The following is a 20,321-nucleotide window of genomic DNA, read 5'->3' as shown; positions in this document are numbered from 1 at the left end:
TGGGGGTAACTGTAGGCGGAGGCGGTCTCAACAGTCGGTAGGGGGCTGCTGTTTCGCTGCGCCGTCAGCGGCCGGGGGTGGCCGATCGGGCGGGCGTGACATTGGCTACGCTGATACCGGCGGGTCCGCACTGGGATATCTCACATGTGAGATAAGGTCCGGCGCATGAGTGATGACTACCTGAGCCGGATCGGCAATCTCATCCGGGACGCCCGCAAGCACCGCGGATGGACGCAGGCGCAACTCGCGGAGGTACTGAACACCAGCCAGAGTGCGGTGAACAGGATCGAGAAGGGTCATCAGAACCTCACCCTCGAGATGCTCGCCCGGATCGGCGAGGCACTCGACTCCGAAATTGTCTCTCTCGGCGGCGGCCCGGTCCACCTTCGGGTGGCCGGTGGCCGTCAGCTGTCCGGGTCGATCGACGTCAAGTCCAGCAAGAACGCCGGTGTCGCGCTGCTGTGCGCCAGCCTGCTGAACAAAGGCCGCACCACGCTGCGCAAGGTGGCCCGGATCGAGGAGGTCAACCGGCTGCTCGAGGTGCTCAACTCGATCGGCGTCCGGACCACCTGGCTGAACGACGCCGGCGACCTGGAGATCGTCCCGCCGGCCCACCTCGACCTGGCCGCGATGGACGCCGAGGCCGCCCGCCGGACCCGTTCGATCATCATGTTCCTCGGCCCGCTGCTGCACCGCGAGGACACCTTCCAGCTCCCGTACGCCGGCGGCTGCGACCTCGGCACCCGGACCGTCGAGCCGCACATGGCGGCGCTGCGGCCGTTCGGGCTGGACGTGAAGGCGACCGGCGGCGAGTACCACGCGCTGGTGAACCGGGCGGTGACGCCGGGCAAGCCGATCGTGCTGACCGAGCGCGGCGACACGGTGACCGAGAACGCGCTGATGGCCGCGGCCCGGTACGACGGGGTCACGGTGATCCGCAACGCCAGCTCGAACTACATGGTCCAGGACCTGTGCTTCTACCTCGACCTGCTCGGCGTGAAGATCGACGGCATCGGGACCACGACGCTGACCGTGCACGGCAAGGCCGAGATCGACGTGGACGTCGACTACGCGCCGTCGGAGGACCCGATCGAGGCGATGAGCCTGCTCACCGCCGCGATCGTGACCGGTTCGGAGATCACCATCCGGCGGGCGCCGATCGAGTTCCTCGAGATCGAGCTGGCGCTGCTGGAGGAGATGGGCCTCGACTACAGCCGCAGCGAGGAGTACCTGGCCGAGAACGGCCGCACCCGGCTGGTCGACCTGACCACCCGGCCGTCCCGGCTGCATGCGCCGATCGACAAGATCCACCCGATGCCGTTCCCCGGCCTGAACATCGACAACCTGCCGTTCTTCGCGGTGATCGCGGCGACCGCGACCGGGCAGACGCTGATCCACGACTGGGTCTACGAGAACCGGGCGATCTACCTGACCGACCTGAACAAGCTCGGCGGCCGGGTCAAGCTGCTCGACCCGCACCGGGTGATGGTCGAGGGTCCGACGCACTTCTCCGGTGCCGAGATCATGTGCCCGCCGGCGCTGCGGCCGGCCGTCGTCACGCTGATCGCGATGATGGCCGCGAAGGGTACGTCGGTGCTGCGCAGCGTCTACGTGATCAACCGCGGCTACGAGGACCTCGCCACCCGGCTCAACTCGCTAGGCGCTCAGATCGAGACCTTCCGCGACATCTAGCTCGTCCCGGACCGCCACGAAGGTCACCGCCTCGTCGATCACGGCCGGGTCCGCGAGGATCCGGCCGTGGCCGAGTCCCGTCTTGGCGGAGAAGCGCGCCTTCGGTCCGTACGACGCGAGCAGTACGGCGACCTGCGCCGGGTCGACCACGTCGTCGACGTCGTTGTGGATCACCAGCAGGTCGGCGTCACCCGGCCCGACCGAGAACTTGGTCCAGATGTCCGGGTCGCCGCCGAACAACCCGCGCTCGATGGAGCGCCTCAGCTCGGCCTGCACCTTGGGCTTCAGGCCCAGCTCGAGGCTGAACTTGTCGACCAGGTAGCCGAAGTCCGCGAACCCGCTGATCGAGACGATCCGCTCCGCGGGGACGCCTTGGCGTACGGCGTACAGCGCGAACGGCACGCCCAGCGAGTGCGCGATCACCCCTTCGAAGTGGCCATGCTTCTCGGCCAGCCCGGTGATGATGCGCTGGTGGTCGAGGATCGTACCCATCGGCTGTTTCGTGTCGCCATGGCCCGGGCCGTCGTACGAGATCGGGCTGTAGCCGAGTTCGAGCAGCCGGGTGACGAAGCCGGCGTACCTGGAGGCGCGTGAGCGCCAGCCGTGGACGAGCAGGACCGGCCGGCGGCCGTCACCCCAGGCGTACGTGACGATTCCGTCGACGACCTCGACCCGGGCGGCTTCGTGGATCGCGCGCTCGGACTCGCGGACCCGGCCGCGGGCGAGCGGGCGGCGCCACAGCTCGAAGGCGGCCCAGCCGGCCAGTCGAGGCGAGACCGTTCCGATGGTCGACAGTCCTGCCCGGACCAGGTTCCGCATGGGGTTCTCCCTTGACTGCAAACTATACGAACGGTCGTATTATTAGTTTGTCATGGCGCTCACGTCAACAGCATTAGGATCGGGAGTCGTGGACAAGGTCGACGGGCGGTTGGTGCGGGGAGATCAAACCCGTCGCGCCGTGCTGCGCAAGGCGGTCGACATCGCCTCGGTCGACGGGCTCGAAGGCCTGTCGATCGGGCGGCTGGCCACCGAGCTCGGGATCAGCAAGAGCGGGCTGTTCGCGCACTTCGGCTCGAAGGAGGAGCTCCAGCTCGCCACGATCCGGGCCGCGCGGCGGATCTACGCCGATGCCGTGGTGACGCCGGCGCTGGAGGTCGAGCCCGGTCTCGCCCGGCTCCGGGCACTGAGTGAGTGCTGGCTCGACTACTCACGCCGGAGGGTGTTCCCCGGCGGCTGCTTCTTCGCCAAGGTGTCCCACGAGTTCGGCGCCCGGACCGGGGCGGTGCACGAGGCGATGGCCGCCGTTCATCTGGAATGGATGGCACTGCTCGAGACGTCCGTGCGGGAAGCGGTCGAGCTCGGGCAGCTGGATGCGGATCCGGCGCAGCTGGCCTTCGACCTCAACGCGTACTACGAGGCGGCCAACCTGGCGTCGATCCTGCACGGCGGCGAAGCGCCGTACACGCACGCTCGTCAGGCGATCCGGGCTCGGCTGGAGGCGGCCGCGGCCTGAGCGGTAGGTCGGGCAGACTGTCGGTGGCGGCGCCTAGCTTGTCCGTATGCGGCCTCATGTGGTGGCTCAGGTGGCGGTGTCGCTCGACGGGAGGACGTCCGGGTTCGACGTCGATCTCGCCCGCTTCTACGCGCTGGCGACGCTGTGGCAGGAGGACGTGACACTGGTCGGCGCCGACACGATCCTGGCGCAGGAGGCCGCCGTACGGTCGGCTCCGCACCCCGGTCCGCGGGCCGACGGGCCGCTGCTCGCCGTCGTCGACAGCCGGGCGCGGGTCCGCGAGTGGGACGGGCTGCGACAACTCGGCTACTGGTCCGACGTCCTTGCCCTGTACGCCGACCAGACGCCGGCCCGCCCGCCGGACAGTACGACGGGCGAGCTCATCACCGGCTACGACCGGGTCGATCTGGTCGAGGTCCTGGACACCCTCGGAGACCGCGGGGCTCGGGTCGTCCGGGTCGACTCCGGCGGTGGCCTGCTGGGCGCACTCCTCGACCTGTCGCTGGTCGACGAGTTGGCTATCCTGGTCCACCCGGTAGTTGTCGGCTCCGGCCAACGCTGGTCCGAGGGGCGCGAGTTGGACCTGCAGCCCGCCGGCACCGAGGTCTTCGAAGGGGGCGTCGTCTGGCTGCGCTACTGCCTGTCGTGACCGCTCAGTGGTTGCTCAGTGGTCCGCGGTGAGGTCGTCGTTGCGGCCGGCCTCGACGCGTGACCACTGGGAGATGGGTCGTCCGTTGGCGGTCAGGCCGCCGACCTCCCACGGTTGCGGCCAGCCCTCCGGCGAGTCCTCGTGCTCCTCCTGGCGCCCGTACACGGTGAGGTCCATCAGCGAGTAGCTGTTGTCCATCACCTCGACGCCGCGGATCGTCGTCCACCAGGTCTCGAACACCCGGTCCCCGTCGCGGACGTAGCAGACCAGGTGCATCATGCCCTTCTTCCGCCCGATCAGGAGGGTGTCCAGCGAGTCCATTGCCGAGTACCACGGCATCGTCCAGCCCATGAACTCGTGGTACCGGCGGCTTTCGTCGTAGGGGCCCTGGCAGAAGACGGCGTACGTGATGTCGCGGGAGTGCAGGTAGGACAACTCGGACACGTGCGTGTTGCACCACGTGCAGCCCTGGCACTGTTCGGCGGCGGGATGGCCTGGGTGCCACATGAAGTAGTACGCGATGAGCTGTTTGCGGCCTTCGAAGGCGTCGAGGAGCGTGACCGGTCCGTCGGGGCCGATCAGTTCGGTCGTGGCGTCCACCTCGACCATCGGCAGCCGCCTCCGTGCGGCGGCGATCGCGTCGCCTTCGCGGGTGTGCGCCTTCTCCCGGACGCGGAGTTCGTCGATGGCCGCCTGGAACGTCGCACGGTCGACGATCGGAGGCAGGCCGGTGGCCTGTGGTTGCGTGTTGTTGTCGGTCATGCCTGGGACGTCGGAGCCGCCCGGTGGGTCTCGACACGGTCCGGACGACTTTTCGGGGCCGAGGTTTGGCGCCGGCGCAAAACTGGGTACACTGTACGAAGTTTCCGATATTGAGGAGCCGGTTTGACTGAGACGATGCCCGGAACGACGGGATTCGTGCCCACCGAGGACGACCTGGCCAGCGTGCGGGCGTGGTTCGAGCGGTACGACGCGCTGGCGGACGCGCGTGACTACGAGGGGATGGCGGACCTGGCGCTGTTCCCGCTGAACGAGGTGACCGACGACGGCAAGGGCAACGGCCGGGCCGACCAGTTGGACCGGGCGGCGTACCTGGCCCAGATGGAGCAGGTGATGGGCGGTGGCGGTGACGTGAAACTCGAGACCACCCGGACGCCGCACTTCCTGTCGGCCGACCTGGTCTTCGTGATCAGCGACGGCACCATGACGTACGACGGCCAGACCCAGCCGATCCGGTACGGCGATCTGCTGGTGAAGGTCGGCGGCGAGTGGAAGTTCCAGACCATGGTCCAGGGCGGCTGGGGCTGAGTCGTGCCTTCGGGGGCCCTTGTCCGCAAGGGTCCCCGAAGCTCACCGGAATGTCGGTGGCTGCGGCTACTGTGAACGGTGATGAGGAAGCAGCATGAGTGGTACGACGAGCACGACGCCGAGCGGTGGGTGGCGGAGCCGGTCAAACGACCGGGGCGGACCGCCTTCGCTCGCGATCGCGCCCGCGTGCTGCACAGTGCCGCGCTGAGACGCCTCGCCGCCAAGACGCAGGTCGTGACGGCCGGCACTGACGACTTCGTCCGCAATCGGCTGACGCACAGCCTCGAGGTCGCGCAGATCGGCCGGGAACTGGCTGCGACGCTCGGTTGCGATCCGGACATCGTGGACGCCGCCTGTCTGGCACACGACCTCGGGCATCCGCCCTTCGGGCACAACGGTGAGCGGGCGCTCGACCAGGTCGCGGCGGAGATCGGCGGGTTCGAGGGCAACGCGCAGACGTTGCGGCTGCTGACGCGGCTGGAGTCGAAGGCGTTCGACCCGGCCGGCCGCAGTGTCGGCCTCAACCTCAGCCGGGCAACGCTGGACGCCGCCACGAAGTACCCGTGGCCGCGCCGGCCGGGGGAGCGGAAGTTCGGCGTGTACGACGACGATCTCGCCGTCTTCGAGTGGTTGCGCCAGGGCGTCGGCGAGCGGCGGTGTCTCGAGGCGCAGGTGATGGACTTCGCCGACGACGTCGCCTACTCGGTGCACGACGTCGAGGACGGGATCGTTGCCCACCGCATCGACCTGGCCGCGGTCGGGGCGGACCGGGCGCCGTACTGGGAGATCGTCCGGCGGCTCTATCTGCCGGAGGCAACGGATGCGGAGCTGGACGAGGGTTGGGCGCGGCTGACCGGTCTGCCGTACTGGCCTGCCGCGCCGTTCGACGACAGCCGCCGGGCGCTCGGCGGGTTGAAGGACCTGACCAGTCAGCTGATCGGCCGCTTCTGCACCGCGGCCGAGCAGGCGACGCACGTGGTCTTCGGCCGCTCCCGGCTGATCCGCTACGAGGCCGATCTGGTCGTCCCCGACGGCATCCGCGTCGAGATCGGCCTGCTCAAGGGCGTGGGCATGTTCCACGTCCTGAACTCACCCGAACGCCAAGCCCGCCGGGCCTCGCAACGCGAACTGCTCACCGAACTGGTCGAGGCGTTGTGGAAGACGGCCCCGCTCCACCTCGACACCCCCTTCAAAGCCGACTTCGCCGAAGCCCCCGACGACAACGCCCGCCTCCGAGTCGTCGTCGACCAGGTCGCATCCCTGACCGACCCCTCCGCCCAAGCCTGGCACGCCCAGTTGGTGAACTGACCGCGCCAGGCTGTGGGCACCACCGTCAATTGACGGTGGTGAACGGAAGGTCGAGGCCCAGTTGGGTGCGGATGGGTTCGTTGGTGGTGCGGATCTGGTCGAGTTCGGCGGTCGACAGCGCCCGGCGGTAGACGCGGACCTCGTCGATCGTGCCGTGGAAGCGGTTGACCCCGTCGAGCCGCTGGCCCACGTGGATGCCCTGCACGCCGAACTCCTTGCCCGCCGTCACCGAGCCGGGCGGCGCGACGGCCGAGGCCACCTCGGCACCGTCGACCAGCAGGCGCAACCTGCCGCCGGCCCGCTGCAGCACCACGTGATGCCACTGGTTGTCGTTGTACGCCGACGCCGACTGGATGCTGACGGTGTACCGGTCGACGATCAGCATCGCCCGGATCCGCTTGCTCTCCGGCTCGGCGCGCAGCCAGAACGCCGGCGTCGTGCAACAGCCGACCCGGTAGCCCCACAGGATCGAGTGCGCCCCCGTGGTCGCGCCGTACTTGATCCACGAGGTCAGCGTGAAGTCTTCCGCGCCGAGGTCGATCGATCGGTCGAACGGGACCTCGACGTGGTCGTCCACTCCGTCGAGCGCGATCCCGGTCCCGAACTTGCCTGGGGCAAGCGAGGCGCCGCCGCGGACGTACGCCGGGTTGCCGGCCGGCCCGGCGTCCGGCGTGGTCGGCCCGGGCGCGGGCGGAGCGGGAATCCCCGGCGGAGTGCCGTTCGGAGTCTCCAGGTACGCCTCGTTGAACCGTGCGTACCGGATCGTCTCGTACGGAGTCCAGGCACCCGCCTCGTACAGCAGGGCCGCCTGGTCGCCGTCGAGCCGGACCATGTCGGAGTACGCCGTCGGGCCCCAGTAGAGCACCTTGCCCTCGTTCCAGCTCTCCCACGTCCGCGCCTCGTCGTACGACGAACGGATCGTCATCACCTCGCGCGCGGACGGATGGGCCGGGGCGGAGAACAGGATGCGGTTGCGGCGGTCGCCGTCCTTGCGCGAACTGAACCGCAGCAGCGATCCCTGGACGTCGGGCATGACGAGCCGGGGCAGCGTCCTGAAGGGCTTGTCGAAGGTTTCGCCGCCGTCACTGCTGATCGCGTACGCGCGACTGCCCGGATCCGTGCCGCGTTCGCGCGCCAGTGCGTAGATCCGGCCGTCGGTCAGCTCGACCACAGTCACCTCCTGAGCGATGACCGTGCCGTCGTCGCGGGACGTGGTCGCGCCGATGTGCCAGGTCTGGCCCGAGTCGTCGCTGTACAGCAGGTGCGTGCCGTAGACGTGCGCTCCGGCACCGTCGTACGTCTCGAAGCTCGCGCCGACGATCAGACGACCCGCGTGTGGACCGTGCTGCAACTGGATGCCGTGCATCGGACCGGTCGCGTACCAGAAGTTCCAGTTCGGCAGTTTGCCCTCGGTCAGTTCACGCGCCGCCGTCCAGGTCGCGCCGAAGTCGTCGCTGGTCTGGACGTACGGGTCGCGGTCGCAGCCGTTCGTACACGGCGCCGGACCGTTGTGCGTCGTCACGAGGACGATCCGGCCGGTCCGACTGTCGACAATCGGCACGGGGTTGCCGTGGGTGCTGCCGTTGCCTTCGGACACCACCTGCAGCGGACCCCACGTCTTGCCGCCGTCGGTCGATCGCCGCAGTACGACGTCGATGTCGCCGTCGTCACCGCAGTCCGCGACGCGTCCCTCCGCGAACGCCAGCACCGTGCCGTTCGTCGCCCGCACGATCGCCGGGATCCGGAAGCAGGCGTACCCGTTCGTCCGTTGCTGGAACAGAACGCCGTCCTCGACGAACGGCGCCGCGTCGTCTGGTCCACCGGCGGTGTCCGACAAGTCGGCGGCCGGTGGTGGGGCTTCCCGCGCGGAGGCCGCCGGCGCGGCGGCGAGCGGTGCGAGCACGAGCAGGGCGGCGGCCGCGAGGCGGCCCAGGGCGGTGGTGCGCATAGCTCTCCAGACAGGACATAGGACGTATGATGTCCTGCGACAAGGTAGCGAGCCGACGAGCCGGCGACAAGAGCTCGGCGACTAGAGTCGGCGTATGGCTGATGCAGAGCAGATTGTCATCGTCGGCGCGAGTCTCGCGGGTACGACCGCGGCCGAAGAGCTCAGGAACAACGGGTGGAGCGGCGGCATCGTTCTGATCGGCAGCGAGACGAGGCTGCCGTACGAGCGACCACCGTTGTCCAAGGGCGTCCTGCTCGGCAAGGACCAGACCGACGTCGCGCAACTGCACGACCAGCAGTGGTACGTCGACAACAGCATCGACCTGCGCCTCGGTACGACGGTCACCGGAATCGACGCCGCGGCCCGCACCGTCACGCTGGACGACGGCTCACAGGTCTCCTACAGCAAGCTCCTCATCGCGACCGGGAGCCGCGTACGGCGCCTCGACGTACCGGGAGCCGGCCTGGCCGGCATCCACTACCTACGCACCGCCGACGAGTCCCAGGCTCTCACCGACGCGTACGCCGCCAAGCCGCGGGTGGTCGTGGTCGGCGCGGGCTGGATCGGTCTCGAGGCCGCCTCGGCCGCCCGGGAGCGCGGCTGCGAGGTGACGATCGTCGAGCCGCAGTCCACCGCGCTGGCCGCGGTGCTCGGTCAGCAGGTCGGCGGGCTGTTCGCCGAGCTGCACCGGCAGCATGGGGTGACGTTGAGGTTCGGTACCGGTGTCGAGGCGTTCGAAGGTACCGACAAGGTGACCGGAGTCCGGACCTCCAACGGCGAGGTGATCCCGGCCGACCTGGTGATCGTCGGCGTCGGCGTACAGCCGAACACCGAGCTGGCCGCAGAGGCCGGAATCGAGGTCGCCACCCCGGACAACGGCTCCGGCATCGTGACCGGTCCGGACCTGCGCACCTCGGCGGAGGACGTGTACGCGGCCGGCGACGTGGTCCGGTGGGAACACCCGTTGCTCGGCCGGCCGGTCCGAGTCGAGCACTGGCAGAACGCGAAGGACACCGGGAAGTCCGCGGCCAAGGCGATGCTCGGACAGGACGTCGCGCACGACGCGATCCCGTTCTTCTACACAGACCAGTACGACCTCGGCATGGAGTATGCCGGTGACGTTCCGCGCGGCACGTCGTACCAGGTGGTGCTGCGCGGTGATCCGGCGTCGGGCGCGTATCTCGCCTTCTGGCTCGACGACGACCAGCGGCTGCTCGCCGGGATGCACGTCAACACGTGGGGTGCGATCGACGCCGTTCAGGACCTGATCCGCTCCCGGAAGCAGCTCGATCCGGCTCGGCTCGCCGACCCCTCGATCGATCTCGCGGACCTCTAGATCGGATAGGCGACGTACGCGAAGGAGTTGCTGTCCGGTGACCAGCTCGGCACGTTCATCGTGCCCTGGCCGCCGAACAGCGTCGCGATCTCGCGAATCTCACCCTGCGGGGTCAGCAGCCGGAGCCGTACGTCGTCCACATCCGCCGGATGGCCCTGCGTCCCCGGCGGGAAGCTGACGTAGGCGATTGCGGAGCCGTCCGGCGCAGGATGCGGGAACCAGTTGACCCGCTCGTCGAAGGTCAGCTGCTCGACCTCACCGGTGCCGACCGAGATCCGGAACAGCTGTGCGTGGCCGGCTCGCTCGGAGTTGAAGTAGATCCACTTCCCGTCCAGGCTGTACTCCGAGCCGTCGTCGGCGTACTCGTCGTTCGTGATCTGTACGTCGGCGCCGCCCGCCGACGGGATCGTCCACACGTTGGTGATCCGCCGGTCGCCGGCCCAGTCCAGCCCGATGTAGGCGAGCGTGCTGCCGTCCGGCGAAACCCCGTGCAGGTAGTGGTGGAATCCAGGGCCGCGGTCGTTGCTCACCCGTCGCGGGGAACCGCCTTCGAGCGGCACGGCGTACAGGTGTCCGTCATCTGCCGACACGTAGATCGTCGTACCGTCCGGGCTCAGGACGTGGTCGTTGTTGATCGGCGGCACCCCGCCGAGGTCGATCTCGGTCAGCCCGTCCGGCGTGACCGCGAACAGGCGACCGTCGCCGTTGACGAGCAGCCGGCCGTCGGGAGTCCAGTTCGGCGCCTCGAAGAGCAGGCTGGACGAACTGTGGACGAGCCGCCGGTCCCCGGTGGTCACGTCGACGACGTAGAGCTCGGCCCGTTGACCGTCGCGCAAGGTTCTCGGCATGCGGTTTTCCCCAGATCGTCGTACCGTCGGGCGGATGGCTTGGGAATGATCGTAGACTCACGGCGTGGCAGGCAGGATCAAGGACGAGGACATCGCGCTGGTGCGCGAGCGCGCCCGGATCGACGACATCGTCGGCTCGTACGTGACCTTGAAGAACGCCGGCGGGGGCTCGCTCAAGGGGCTGTGCCCGTTCCACGACGAGAAGTCGCCGTCGTTCAACGTCACCCCGTCCCGCGGCTTCTTCTACTGCTTCGGCTGCCAAGAGGGCGGCGACGTCATCGACTTCATCCAGAAGATCGACCAGATCACCTTCCACGAGGCGGTCGAGACGCTGGCCGCGAAGGTCGGCATCCAGCTCCGCTACGAGGACTCCGGCGCGCCGGTGCAGCGCGGCCCGGCGAACCAGCGGCCGCGGTTGGTCGAGGCGCACCGGGTCGCCGCCGAGTTCTACGTCGAGCAACTGTTCGGCGCCGCCGACGCGGCGCTCGGGCGGCAGTTCCTGGACAAGCGCGGTTTCGACAAGGACGCCGCGGTGCACTTCGGGGTCGGGTTCTCGCCGCGCGGCGGCGAGGCGCTGACCAACCATCTGCGCGGGCGTGGGTTCAGCAATGCCGAGCTGGTCGCGGCCGGGCTCTCGGCCGAGGGCCAGCGCGGGCTGTACGACCGGTTCCGCGGCCGGCTGATGTGGCCGATCCGGGACGCCTCGTCGGAGGTGATCGGGTTCGGTGCCCGGCGGCTGTTCGACGACGACCGGATCGAAGCGAAGTACCTGAACACCCCCGAGACCGCGATCTACAAGAAGTCCAAGGTCCTGTACGGCGTCGACCTCGCCCGCCGCGAGATCGCCAAGGGTCGGCAAGCCGTGGTCGTCGAGGGCTACACGGACGTGATGGCGTGTCACCTGGCCGGTGTGCAGACGGCCGTGGCCACCTGCGGTACGTCGTTCGGCGAGGACCACGCGCGGGTGTTGCGCCAGTTGCTGCTGGACCACGACCAGTTCCGCGGCGAGGTCATCTTCACCTTCGACGGTGACGAGGCCGGTCAGCGGGCGGCGCTGAAGGCGTTCGCGGGGGACCAGGCGTTCGCGTCGCAGACGTACGTCGCGGTGGAGCCGGACGGACTCGACCCGTGCGACCTGCGGCTGCAGAAGGGCGACGCCGCGGTCCGCGAGCTGATCGGGCGGCGGGTCCCGCTGTACCGGTTCGTGCTCACCAACGTGCTGTCGAAGTACGACCTGGACCGCGCGGACACCCGGATCGACGCCTTGCGGGATGCCGCGCGGCTGGTGGTCAGCATCCGCGACCGGTCGAAGGTGGAGGCGTTCACGCGAGAGCTCGCCGGCCACCTGGGCATGGAGGTCGACCAGGTTCGCACGGAGGTGTATCGGGCGGCGTCGCGTCCCACCGGTGAACGCGTCACGATCCAGACCGAGAACGCCGCGGCGCCGCCGCCACGGGTGGATGTGCCGTCGCCGCGGGACCAGCGGTTCGTGATCGAGTGGGACGTGCTCAAGGTCGCGATGCAGCATCCGGCACTCGTCGGGGTCGCATTCGACGAGCTGGACGACCAGGACTTCACGCATCCGTGGCTGGCCGCGATCCGCGCCGCGATGGCGAAGGCGGGTGGTCCGGCCGCGGCGCCTCCGGGTGAGGCGTGGGTGATCGCCGTACGCGATGCCGTAGGCAACGATCCCGCCGCCGCCGTGGTTGGTGCGCTCGCGGTCGACCCGCTCCGCCTGGGCCGCGAACCGGACGAGGCGTACGCGCTGGCCCTGCTGGCCCGGCTGCAGGAACTGACCTGCGCGCGCCGCATCCAGGACCTCAAATCCAAGCTCCAGCGCACCAACCCGATCGACCGGGCCGACGACTACAACCGCATGTTCGGCGAGCTCATCGCCCTCGAGGCCTACCGCTCCGACCTCCGCAAGAAAGCCATCTCCGGCGCCCTCTGAAGACGACGGAATGGCCTGTTGGGTTGGCCTTACTGGCGGTTGGTGTGAGCTTGGTGGAAGGCGAGGTCGTCGTGCTCCCGCCAGCCCGTGGGTGTGCTGCCTGCGAAGGCCTTCCAGTCCCGGATGAGGTGCGCCTCGTCCGCGTATCCGCAGTCAGCAGCGATCACGGCCAGCGTCGGATTCGGTGATCGGCTCAGCAGCCGGCTGTGAACGATCTGGCGGGCTGCGCCGAACCGGGCCAGGCGTGACAGCGCCTTCGGCCCGATCCCGACGTGTCTGATCATGCCGGCGTACAGGGTGCGTGGAGGGCTTCCGAGACGTTCCGCCAACGCCTTGACAGTCAGTCGGCCATGCTCGGCATTGATCAGCTGCCACGCACCATCCGCCAGCGTGGGCTCCGGTGGGCGATCTTCCCGCCGACTCAGCAAGTAGGCGTCCACGGCTGCGAACCTGCTGGGCCAGTCGTGCAGGTCTTCCAACCGCTGCTGCAGTCGCTCGATCGAGGGACCGAGGAGATCGGCGGTATGGACGGAGAGGCTTACCAACTCGCTCGCCGGTACGCCGAACAGAACCTGGACGCCCCGAGGACTGAGCTGAACCGACAACGTCGCTGCGGAGCTTGCATGATCGATCAGCACCGGAGCCATGCGAAGCCCGGCGACCAGAGCCGTGTACGTCTGCGGATTGCGGTCGCCGGAGTGGCGGAGCTGGACCACCGGACGGTCGTGCAACGTCAAGATCAGCGGCAGTGTCAGGCCCGGCGTACCGATGTGGATCCCGGGACTGAACCCTTCGAGTGCAGTCCCGCTGTAGCCGACGACCAGGCCTTCCAAGCCCGGGTGCGGACGACCCACGGCGGAGTCCGACACCGGTGGCATACCGCCAAACGTAACGATTGGCCGTCGGTCAAGCCAGACGTCAGGCGCCGCTGCCCTGCTGGTAGATCCCGAGCCGGTTGCCGTCCGGGTCGCTGAACACAGCCCAGTGCTCCCGCTCGGTGTGTACGTCGCTGTCGTTCACCGTGCCGCCGGCCGCACGGATGGAGGCGATGGCCTGGTGGAGGTCGTCGACCATGATGTGCACGTCGAGAGTGCCGTCGCGTGCCGGCGGACGATCGGTCGTCCAGGTCCCGGAGACTTCGCCGGTGGAGTCGTCGAAGGCGGCCGCACCGTCGCCGCGAGTCCGGACATTCCAACCGAAGACCGTCTGGTAGAACGCACCGGACCGCTGCGGGTCCCCGCTGGGCATGACGATGTAGCAGATCTTTCCGTGCTTGGCTGAAGGCATTCGACACAACCCTCTTTCTGTGACGTCGACGGATACCTGCATCCTTGCCGTCACCCCAGCGGTCGGGATTGAACGAATCGGCAATATCCCCGCAATGCGTCGTACAGCGGGGTCAGATTTCGCGCCAGGTTTCGGCGAAGGCCAGCGCTGCGGAACTGCCGAACCAGCCTTCCGGCTGGTGGACCTCGCCGCGGGCCGCGACGCCGTTCACGCGCACCTCTGCCGCGGCGCACGGGCAACCGACAGCCGAGGTCTCGAACCCGGTGAGGCGTGTCGTCACCTGGAAGCAATCGAGCACATCCCGCCACTCGAGCTCGATCGTCGTGTTGGCGGCGACGCAGGTGATCCGATGGAACCGGTCGCCGCCGGCGACCTCTGCGAACCTGGCCGGGACCGGCGGGTTCGTCTCGATGCCGCGTCCACGGATCCGGTCGTAGTCGCGGTAGAAGTGCTCCCAGACATACAGCGCCAACTCCGGATTGTCGGCGTACATCCCGACCGGCGCGCTGTCCCCAAGCCCTGACTCCACGGGATCGGCCCAGATCAGCAACGCGCGACCCGACCCAACGGGCGAGTACCGCGCCGTCCACATGCTCACCAGTACGACGATGTCGTCACTGCCGGCCCGATAGAGAACAATCATCGGATTCTCGCCGGCAATCTTGATACCCCGCTGGATGATCGGCTCGACCACGCTGTCTCCTGACCTGCTGTCGCGCCACCGGCCAACGGTCAGCCCCGCTGACCCGTGGTCTCCGTGGTAGGGCGGGTGGGACTCGAACCCACGACCCAAGGATTATGAGTCCTCTGCTCTAACCGGCTGAGCTACCGCCCCGTGTGCGGGAGATCGTATCTGGTCTGGGTGGGTGGGGCATGAAACCAGGGGTGGGTCAGGGGTGTGACTGAGGGGTGATGACCAGGAACCAGGCATGATGGAGGCAGGTCCGACGAAGGGAAGTCCGATGGGCTGGTTCATATTTCTCGTGCTCGTGGTGGGCGCGATCGCGGCGTACAAGTACCGCGTCCCGTTGATCGCGAAGCTGACCGGGCAGCCGCAGCACCGCATCCAACGCGCCATCGACCGCCGCAAGGAGCGGTGAGCCACGAACCTTTGTGTTCCCCGCCGGAACCGGCGCCCGGATCTCGCAGACGTCGGGCTTGGCCCGAGGCGTGATTGCGGGTTGACCGGCTGCGCGTAACAACTCGAGTTTCGTCATGCCGCGTGGAGCCGACATGCTCCCACGCGCCACCAACAGCCCTCGCCGACCCGGTCGAGGGCTGTTCGGTCTGACCTCGCAGGCGGGCCGGCCGGGTGAGGCGGGCTGCGCCCGCTGCGGAGGTCGTACGACGTGGAAGCGCGGTGGAACGGCGGACCCACGGAAACGTGTCGGATCGCGAGATCTGCGGAACGTACGGCGGGTGCATGAAGAAAGCCGGTTTCCCGTGGGGAAGCCGGCTTTGGGTTGCTCCCGCGACTGGACTCGAACCAGTCTGACCGTCAATCCGGGAACCTAGCCCTGACCAGCGATTTCCGCTCCGTGACCTGCGCATATAGCCACTTCGGCATATAGACGGGGATAGACAGCGGAGGACACGGGCGTACTCTGCTAATGCACGCAGGATGCACGCCACGCCGCGACTGGGCACCGCCCAGGCGCAGGGAGGGGAACCGGCCATGACCACCAAGAAACGCGCCGCGACGCGCCGGGCGTTCGGCACGCTGCGCAAGCTGCCGTCCAAGCGCTGGCAGGCGAGCTACATCGGCCCCGACCTGCAGCGCCACGCCGCGCCCGTCACCTTCGCTGCCAAGATCGACGGCGAAGGCTGGCTCTCCCGCGAGGCCCGGAAGATCGCCGACGGGAACTGGTCGCCGCCGACCGCGACCGCCGAGCGGCCGCAGGTCCGGACCGTGGGCGACTACGCGGCCGACTGGCTGGCCGCCCGCACGCTCAAGCCACGCACCCGCTCGCATTACCGCTGGCTGCTGGACACCTACATCGTCCCCGGGCTCGGAGAGATGCCGGTCGGCGCGGTCAGCGCCGATGCGGTGCGCTCGTGGTACGCCGGGCTCAAGACCGCAGCGACCAAGAAGAAGACCGGCGCGACCGCCAAGGCCCATGCCTACTCGTTGCTGAAAGCCATCATGGCGACCGCCGTCGAGGACGAGTTGATCGCGGCGAACCCCTGCCGCATCCGTGGCGCGGGCAAGGCGAAGCGCACGACCGAGGTGCGCCCGGCCACCCTTGACGAGCTGGCCACCCTGACCAAGGCGATGCCGGACCGGCTGCGGCTGCTGATCCAGTTGTCGGCGTGGTGCGCTCTCCGCTTCGGCGAGGTCACCGAGCTGCGGCGCAAAGACGTTGACCTGAAGAAAGGGGTTGTCCGGATTCGGCGCGGTGTGGTCCGCGACCACGGCGAGGTCATCGTTGACGACCCCAAGACTGCGGCCGGCAAACGCCCGGTGCATGTGCCGCCGCACCTGCTGCCGATGCTCAAGGCGCATCTCCGCGACCACGCCCAGATCGGCCCGGAGGGCCTGCTGTTCTACGCGGTCAAGTCCGGTGAACAACTCCCGCACAGCTCGCTGCTGTATCGCTTCAACCTGGCGAAGGATGCCGCCGGTCGCCCCGACCTGACCCCGCACGCGCTGCGGCACACCGGCGCTGTCCTGGCCGCCCAGTCGGGCGCGACCATCGCCGAACTCATGGCCCGGCTCGGGCACACCACGCCCACGATGGCGATGAAGTACCAGCACGCCAGCGAGGAACGAGACCTGCTGCTCGCCAAGAGACTGTCGGAGCTTGCCAATGGCAACTAAGCCGAGCACTCCCGAGGCCCCCAGGTTACTGGGGGCCTTTGTGCGTCTCAGCATGTGAACTATTGCTGGACGAATTTTGGGTACATCCTGCCCTCAGTGAACTGACGAATACTGACGCACACTGACGCATGCAGTTCGCTGCTGTCGGCGAATTCACGGTTTAGTGAGTGGCGACTCAGTTGTTTGGTGGAATTCCAGAGCAAAAGTGGACAGCGACGGACAGGCAAGACTCCTGAAAGGCCCACCATGCCCGCGACGAAACCGAAAACCCCAAGGACACAACGGAAATACCTCACCCTCGCAGACGCGGCGGAGATGCTCGACGTCCACCCCAAGACCCTCCGCCGAGCCATCGCTGATGGTCGCCTGCGCGGCTATCAGCTCGGCGGCAAGAAGCGCTACCGGATCCTGCTGGACGATGCGGTCGCATTCCTTGAGCCAATCCAGGTAACACGCCCCGGCGGTGACAAGTGAGATGGCCGACCCAGAAAGAAGCCGCCCGGCGGAAGTCCGGGCGGCTCTGCGATCAACTGACGAGCAGATCGGTTTCACCTTATCCGATGTAGCTGACGGCAACGAGATCATGCCGGTGTCGTCGCAGATCCTGATCTACGCCTATGACCACGGCTGTCCCGGCAGGCTCGCCGACGAGTCGAATTGCAAAAGAGGCTGCCGGGACGAGTACCCGGACCCGAGCCTCATTTGTAAGGACGAGCAGAGCCGCTGGCGACATCGCGGACAGGGCACGGACCCACGGCCACCGGGTGATGACCGATGAGCGCCCAGGACGAGCCCGAGCAGGTGCCGCGGGGTGTGCTGCGTGGCAGGTCGCGTGTGGATCTGTCGGCGGATCTTGACCCCAAGTCGGCGAAGGCCCGCGCGGCCGGGACGCTGGAGCGCACCTGTCAGGGCGACTGGGCAACCATCCACGTCGGCGCGACGCGGGTTGAACCGAGCGTGCTTCCGGTCGTCCGTGCCGCCTTGATGCGCGGGGTCCACGTCGAAATCACCGGCGCTCCCGACAACGTGCGGCGCTGGCTCTATGCCGTAGGCAACGGCGCGGCCGGGGAGCAGGGGAGGTTGCTGCCGTGAGCAAGGACTATCCGCACGTTGACCCAGGCCCACCGGACGGCTGGGACGAGCAGGACGGCCGCGACGGCTCGGACACTGAAGAGTCGCCACAGTCTCGCCGCGTCCGTCTCACATCGGCAGCCGACATCGAACCTAAGCCGGTGCACTGGCTGTGGCTCAACCGTCTCGCGCTGGGAACGCTTGCGCTACTGGGCGGGCGGGAAGGCATCGGGAAATCCACGGTCGCATACCAGCTCGCCGCCGACCTGACACGAGGCCAGTTGCCGGGGGCACACTTCGGCCAGCCGCGAGCGGTCATTGTTGCCGCATCCGAGGACTCCTGGGCTCAGACAATCGTGCCCCGACTCATGGCCGCTGGCGCAGACCTGCAGCGGGTGTACCGCATCGACGTAGTGACCCACGCAGGCTTCGAGACGGGGCTCAACCTGCCGCGAGACCTGCACGCGCTGGAGTCGCAGGCGCGCAACGTCCAGGCGGCGCTTGTTCTGCTCGACCCGCTGATGAGCCGCCTGGACGCCAAGCTCGACACGCACAAGGACGCCGAGGTCCGGCTGGCACTGGAGCCGCTGGTCCGAATCGCCGAGAACACCGGTGCCGCGATTCTCGGACTGATCCACGTGAACAAGTCCGTCAGCACTGACCCGCTGACGATGCTGATGGGATCACGTGCGTTCGCCGCTGTCGCCCGGGCCGTGCTGTTCTGCATGATCGACCCCGACGACGAGGCCATACGGATTCTGGGTCAGCCGAAGAACAACCTGGGTCGGTCCGACCTGCCGACGCTCACCTTCGGGATCGTCTCGGCGCACGTCGCCGACACGACCGAAGGCCCGATCTGGACCGGGCGCGTCGAATGGAAGGGCGAGACCGAGCGCAGTCTCGGCGACGTGCTGGAGGCCGCATCGGACGGGGCCGGGAACCGGACCGCAACGCAGGAGGCGGCGGACTGGCTCACCGACTGGCTCACGTTACAGGGCGGCACCGACGAGTCCGCGGTCATCAAACGCGAGGGCGCGAAGGCAGGGCACTCACCAGACGCGCTGAAGCGCGCCCGCCGGAAGATCGCGGCCGAGGTCAGCTCCAGCGGGTTCCCTCGCCGCACGTACTGGACGTTGCCGAGCGCAACAGTGGGAGCAACCCCTGGGGAGACTGCTCCCACTGCACCAACTGCTCTGACTGCACCCACTGAAGCCCAGCAGTTGGTGCAGTCAGAGCAGTTGGTGCAGTCAGAGCGGCTCTCCCCTGACAACGACCCGAAAGGCAACCAGACCGATGACTGACGACCCGGTGTGCAAGAACTGCGGAGGCCGTCAGGTCGAGTGCCAGACGAGAAGGTGGCTGGCCAGTAAGCCCTGCTGTGGTGCCTGCGATCACGACGCTGCGCGAGACGCTCTGTGCGGCTTTCTAAGCCCTCGGAAGGGTCGGGGGTACACCGACCTACTCGGGACGCATGAACCGAGTAGGTGCGTCCCTTCTGATGGACGCGAACACGAGGGGTGAACGGTCAATGACGCACAGGCTGAACGTCGCCCAGGTCGGCGTACAGCGACCTGCACACCGGGGAAGGTGACCGACCGATGCCCAGACGCAACCGCCGCCAGCGGACAGAGCCGATGTCCCCGGCAAGGATCTTCCGGCTGTACGCCGACCTGCGCAGAACGCGCCACACCGCGAACCCGGGCACGGCCACCAGCGACGACCAGGACCGAGGACAGGCAACCGGCCACCGACGCCAGCCGAGCGCCCAGAACGGCGCACAGCGTCTCCCAGACAAGGTGCACCGATGAGCGAGGCCGCTGACCTTCCTGACCAGTCCCAGCAAGGGACCCCCGGTCAAGCCCGAGACACCAACCAGGCGCAGGCCGACGACCACGCCGACCGCGAACGCATCCTGTCCGGCTGGGCCGACGCCCACGCCTGGGTCACCGACGAGCTGGCCGAGCTGCGCAACGTCGAGCATCGCACCGCAGCAGCCCGCCGCGACATCGAGATACGCCGACAACTCGACCGCGACGACACCGGGCAACTCGACCCAGGCTGCACACCAGCGAAGCGGCGGTGGTGACGATGCCTAACGCAACGAAAGATCCTGACGCCGTGGTCAACGGCCGGCCGCAAGTTGTTGACCAAGCCCAAGCAGCCCAACCCGATTCCGACGACAACGACAAGTCGACCGAGGCAAATAAAATCTCGACCGGCCAAACGTCCCAGACCGTCGGGGCAGCCCCGCGCTCGCAATCTCAGAATTACGCAGCGGAACCCGGGCCTTGGGGCAACGACGGCACGTATCCCTGTGCTGGGTGCGGGTCGCCGATCGAGCGGACGGGCCGCAGGGGCCGCCCGAGGACGTGGTGCAAGGCGTGTCAGCGTGGGCTCGCTCGTGGGGCCGCCCGTATGTGAAGCGCGGCCCGAATCGGGCGGGGTCGGGGCCGGTGATCCGGACGTGCCGGGCTTGTCGGCGGCTGTTCGTGATCCCGGCCGGTTTGCAGCCGGGCGCGTACAAGCGTCGTTGGTGCCAGACCTGCCGTTCGAGCAAGGCGGGGACCTTAGTTGATGGGAGCAACGGATGAC

Annotated in this window: 20 protein-coding genes and 1 tRNA gene; 13 read left to right on the top strand and 8 right to left on the bottom strand. The window is 68.2% G+C overall.

The genetic code is table 11. The features are described 5' to 3' along the window. Positions 1 to 165 precede the first annotated feature (165 nt). On the top strand, positions 166 to 1,692 hold the full coding sequence (locus ACYVOK_RS21095) for a helix-turn-helix domain-containing protein (protein WP_460664196.1): 1,527 nt from the start codon (positions 166 to 168) through the stop codon (positions 1,690 to 1,692). On the opposite strand, the gene ACYVOK_RS21090 is transcribed toward ACYVOK_RS21095, so the two are convergent. Continuing rightward, entirely contained in the window at positions 1,657 to 2,511 is an 855-nt protein-coding gene (locus ACYVOK_RS21090; RefSeq protein ID WP_460664195.1) for an alpha/beta hydrolase, read from the bottom strand. The genes ACYVOK_RS21095 and ACYVOK_RS21090 overlap by 36 nt on opposite strands. 88 nt (positions 2,512 to 2,599) lie before the next feature. Between ACYVOK_RS21090 and ACYVOK_RS21085 the strand changes: the two genes are divergently transcribed. Together ACYVOK_RS21085 and ACYVOK_RS21080 are read left to right on the top strand one after the other, a co-directional pair. After that, positions 2,600 to 3,205 carry a TetR/AcrR family transcriptional regulator gene (locus tag ACYVOK_RS21085; RefSeq protein ID WP_460664194.1) on the top strand — a complete coding sequence of 202 codons (606 nt, stop codon included), beginning with the start codon at positions 2,600 to 2,602 and terminating at the stop codon, positions 3,203 to 3,205. 46 nt (positions 3,206 to 3,251) lie between these two features. Further along, a complete protein-coding gene (locus ACYVOK_RS21080; protein ID WP_460664193.1) occupies positions 3,252 to 3,854 on the top strand; it encodes a dihydrofolate reductase family protein in 603 nt (200 codons plus the stop codon). Positions 3,855 to 3,869: 15 nt separating this feature from the next. Here the strand turns inward: ACYVOK_RS21080 and ACYVOK_RS21075 are convergent, their stop codons facing one another. Further along, on the bottom strand, positions 3,870 to 4,616 hold the full coding sequence (locus tag ACYVOK_RS21075) for a DUF899 family protein (protein ID WP_460664192.1): 747 nt from the start codon (positions 4,614 to 4,616) through the stop codon (positions 3,870 to 3,872). A 123-nt stretch (positions 4,617 to 4,739) separates the two neighbouring features. On the opposite strand from ACYVOK_RS21075, the gene ACYVOK_RS21070 reads away from it, so the two are divergent. Then, entirely contained in the window at positions 4,740 to 5,162 is a 423-nt protein-coding gene (locus ACYVOK_RS21070; RefSeq protein WP_460664191.1) for a Cif family virulence factor, read from the top strand. A gap of 81 nt (positions 5,163 to 5,243) precedes the next feature. Beyond that, complete coding sequence (locus ACYVOK_RS21065) at positions 5,244 to 6,470, top strand: deoxyguanosinetriphosphate triphosphohydrolase (RefSeq protein WP_460664190.1); 1,227 nt, start codon at positions 5,244 to 5,246, stop codon at positions 6,468 to 6,470. A gap of 25 nt (positions 6,471 to 6,495) precedes the next feature. Here ACYVOK_RS21065 and ACYVOK_RS21060 read toward each other — a convergent pair whose 3' ends face one another. After that, complete coding sequence (locus ACYVOK_RS21060; RefSeq protein WP_460664189.1) at positions 6,496 to 8,418, bottom strand: exo-alpha-sialidase; 1,923 nt, start codon at positions 8,416 to 8,418, stop codon at positions 6,496 to 6,498. Positions 8,419 to 8,512: 94 nt separating this feature from the next. On the opposite strand from ACYVOK_RS21060, the gene ACYVOK_RS21055 reads away from it, so the two are divergent. Next, on the top strand, positions 8,513 to 9,754 hold the full coding sequence (locus tag ACYVOK_RS21055; RefSeq protein WP_460664188.1) for an NAD(P)/FAD-dependent oxidoreductase: 1,242 nt from the start codon (positions 8,513 to 8,515) through the stop codon (positions 9,752 to 9,754). On the opposite strand, the gene ACYVOK_RS21050 is transcribed toward ACYVOK_RS21055, so the two are convergent. Then, complete coding sequence (locus tag ACYVOK_RS21050; protein WP_460664187.1) at positions 9,751 to 10,602, bottom strand: TolB family protein; 852 nt, start codon at positions 10,600 to 10,602, stop codon at positions 9,751 to 9,753. The genes ACYVOK_RS21055 and ACYVOK_RS21050 overlap by 4 nt on opposite strands. A gap of 64 nt (positions 10,603 to 10,666) precedes the next feature. Here ACYVOK_RS21050 and dnaG point away from each other — a divergent pair, with 64 nt between their 5' ends. After that, positions 10,667 to 12,553 (top strand): DNA primase, encoded by a 1,887-nt coding sequence (gene dnaG, locus ACYVOK_RS21045; RefSeq protein WP_460664186.1) that lies wholly within the window; start codon positions 10,667 to 10,669, stop codon positions 12,551 to 12,553. Between the two features lie 29 nt (positions 12,554 to 12,582). Here the strand turns inward: dnaG and ACYVOK_RS21040 are convergent, their stop codons facing one another. The 4 genes from ACYVOK_RS21040 to ACYVOK_RS21025 all read right to left on the bottom strand — a co-directional run bounded on the left by ACYVOK_RS21040 (position 12,583) and on the right by ACYVOK_RS21025 (position 14,675). Then, a complete protein-coding gene (locus ACYVOK_RS21040; RefSeq protein ID WP_460664185.1) occupies positions 12,583 to 13,431 on the bottom strand; it encodes an AraC family transcriptional regulator in 849 nt (282 codons plus the stop codon). 40 nt (positions 13,432 to 13,471) lie between these two features. Continuing rightward, entirely contained in the window at positions 13,472 to 13,840 is a 369-nt protein-coding gene (locus tag ACYVOK_RS21035; RefSeq protein ID WP_460664184.1) for a VOC family protein, read from the bottom strand. Positions 13,841 to 13,952: 112 nt separating this feature from the next. Further along, a complete protein-coding gene (locus ACYVOK_RS21030) occupies positions 13,953 to 14,534 on the bottom strand; it encodes a hypothetical protein (protein WP_460664183.1) in 582 nt (193 codons plus the stop codon). Positions 14,535 to 14,598: 64 nt separating this feature from the next. After that, positions 14,599 to 14,675: transfer RNA gene (locus tag ACYVOK_RS21025), tRNA-Ile, on the bottom strand. Positions 14,676 to 14,769: 94 nt separating this feature from the next. Between ACYVOK_RS21025 and ACYVOK_RS21020 the strand changes: the two genes are divergently transcribed. From ACYVOK_RS21020 to ACYVOK_RS20995, 6 genes are all read left to right on the top strand, one after another. Continuing rightward, positions 14,770 to 14,940 (top strand): hypothetical protein, encoded by a 171-nt coding sequence (locus ACYVOK_RS21020; protein ID WP_460664182.1) that lies wholly within the window; start codon positions 14,770 to 14,772, stop codon positions 14,938 to 14,940. A 575-nt stretch (positions 14,941 to 15,515) separates the two neighbouring features. Continuing rightward, complete coding sequence (locus ACYVOK_RS21015) at positions 15,516 to 16,658, top strand: tyrosine-type recombinase/integrase (protein WP_460664181.1); 1,143 nt, start codon at positions 15,516 to 15,518, stop codon at positions 16,656 to 16,658. A 186-nt stretch (positions 16,659 to 16,844) separates the two neighbouring features. Further along, the gene (locus ACYVOK_RS21010; protein ID WP_460664180.1) at positions 16,845 to 17,132 is read left to right on the top strand and encodes a helix-turn-helix domain-containing protein; all 288 of its coding nucleotides are present in this window, start codon (positions 16,845 to 16,847) and stop codon (positions 17,130 to 17,132) included. A 300-nt stretch (positions 17,133 to 17,432) separates the two neighbouring features. Then, positions 17,433 to 17,750 carry a hypothetical protein gene (locus ACYVOK_RS21005; protein WP_460664179.1) on the top strand — a complete coding sequence of 106 codons (318 nt, stop codon included), beginning with the start codon at positions 17,433 to 17,435 and terminating at the stop codon, positions 17,748 to 17,750. Beyond that, positions 17,747 to 19,030 carry an AAA family ATPase gene (locus tag ACYVOK_RS21000; protein ID WP_460664178.1) on the top strand — a complete coding sequence of 428 codons (1,284 nt, stop codon included), beginning with the start codon at positions 17,747 to 17,749 and terminating at the stop codon, positions 19,028 to 19,030. The genes ACYVOK_RS21005 and ACYVOK_RS21000 overlap by 4 nt, the downstream gene beginning before the upstream one ends. Positions 19,031 to 19,533: 503 nt before the next feature. After that, positions 19,534 to 19,815: a hypothetical protein gene (locus tag ACYVOK_RS20995; RefSeq protein ID WP_460664177.1), complete on the top strand. Its 282-nt coding sequence runs from the start codon at positions 19,534 to 19,536 to the stop codon at positions 19,813 to 19,815. Positions 19,816 to 20,321: the final 506 nt, after the last annotated feature.

It is taken from the genome of Kribbella swartbergensis, from assembly GCF_054784135.1.
The sequence above is the reverse complement of the archived record's forward strand: the minus strand, read 5'-3'. Positions and strand labels throughout refer to the sequence as shown.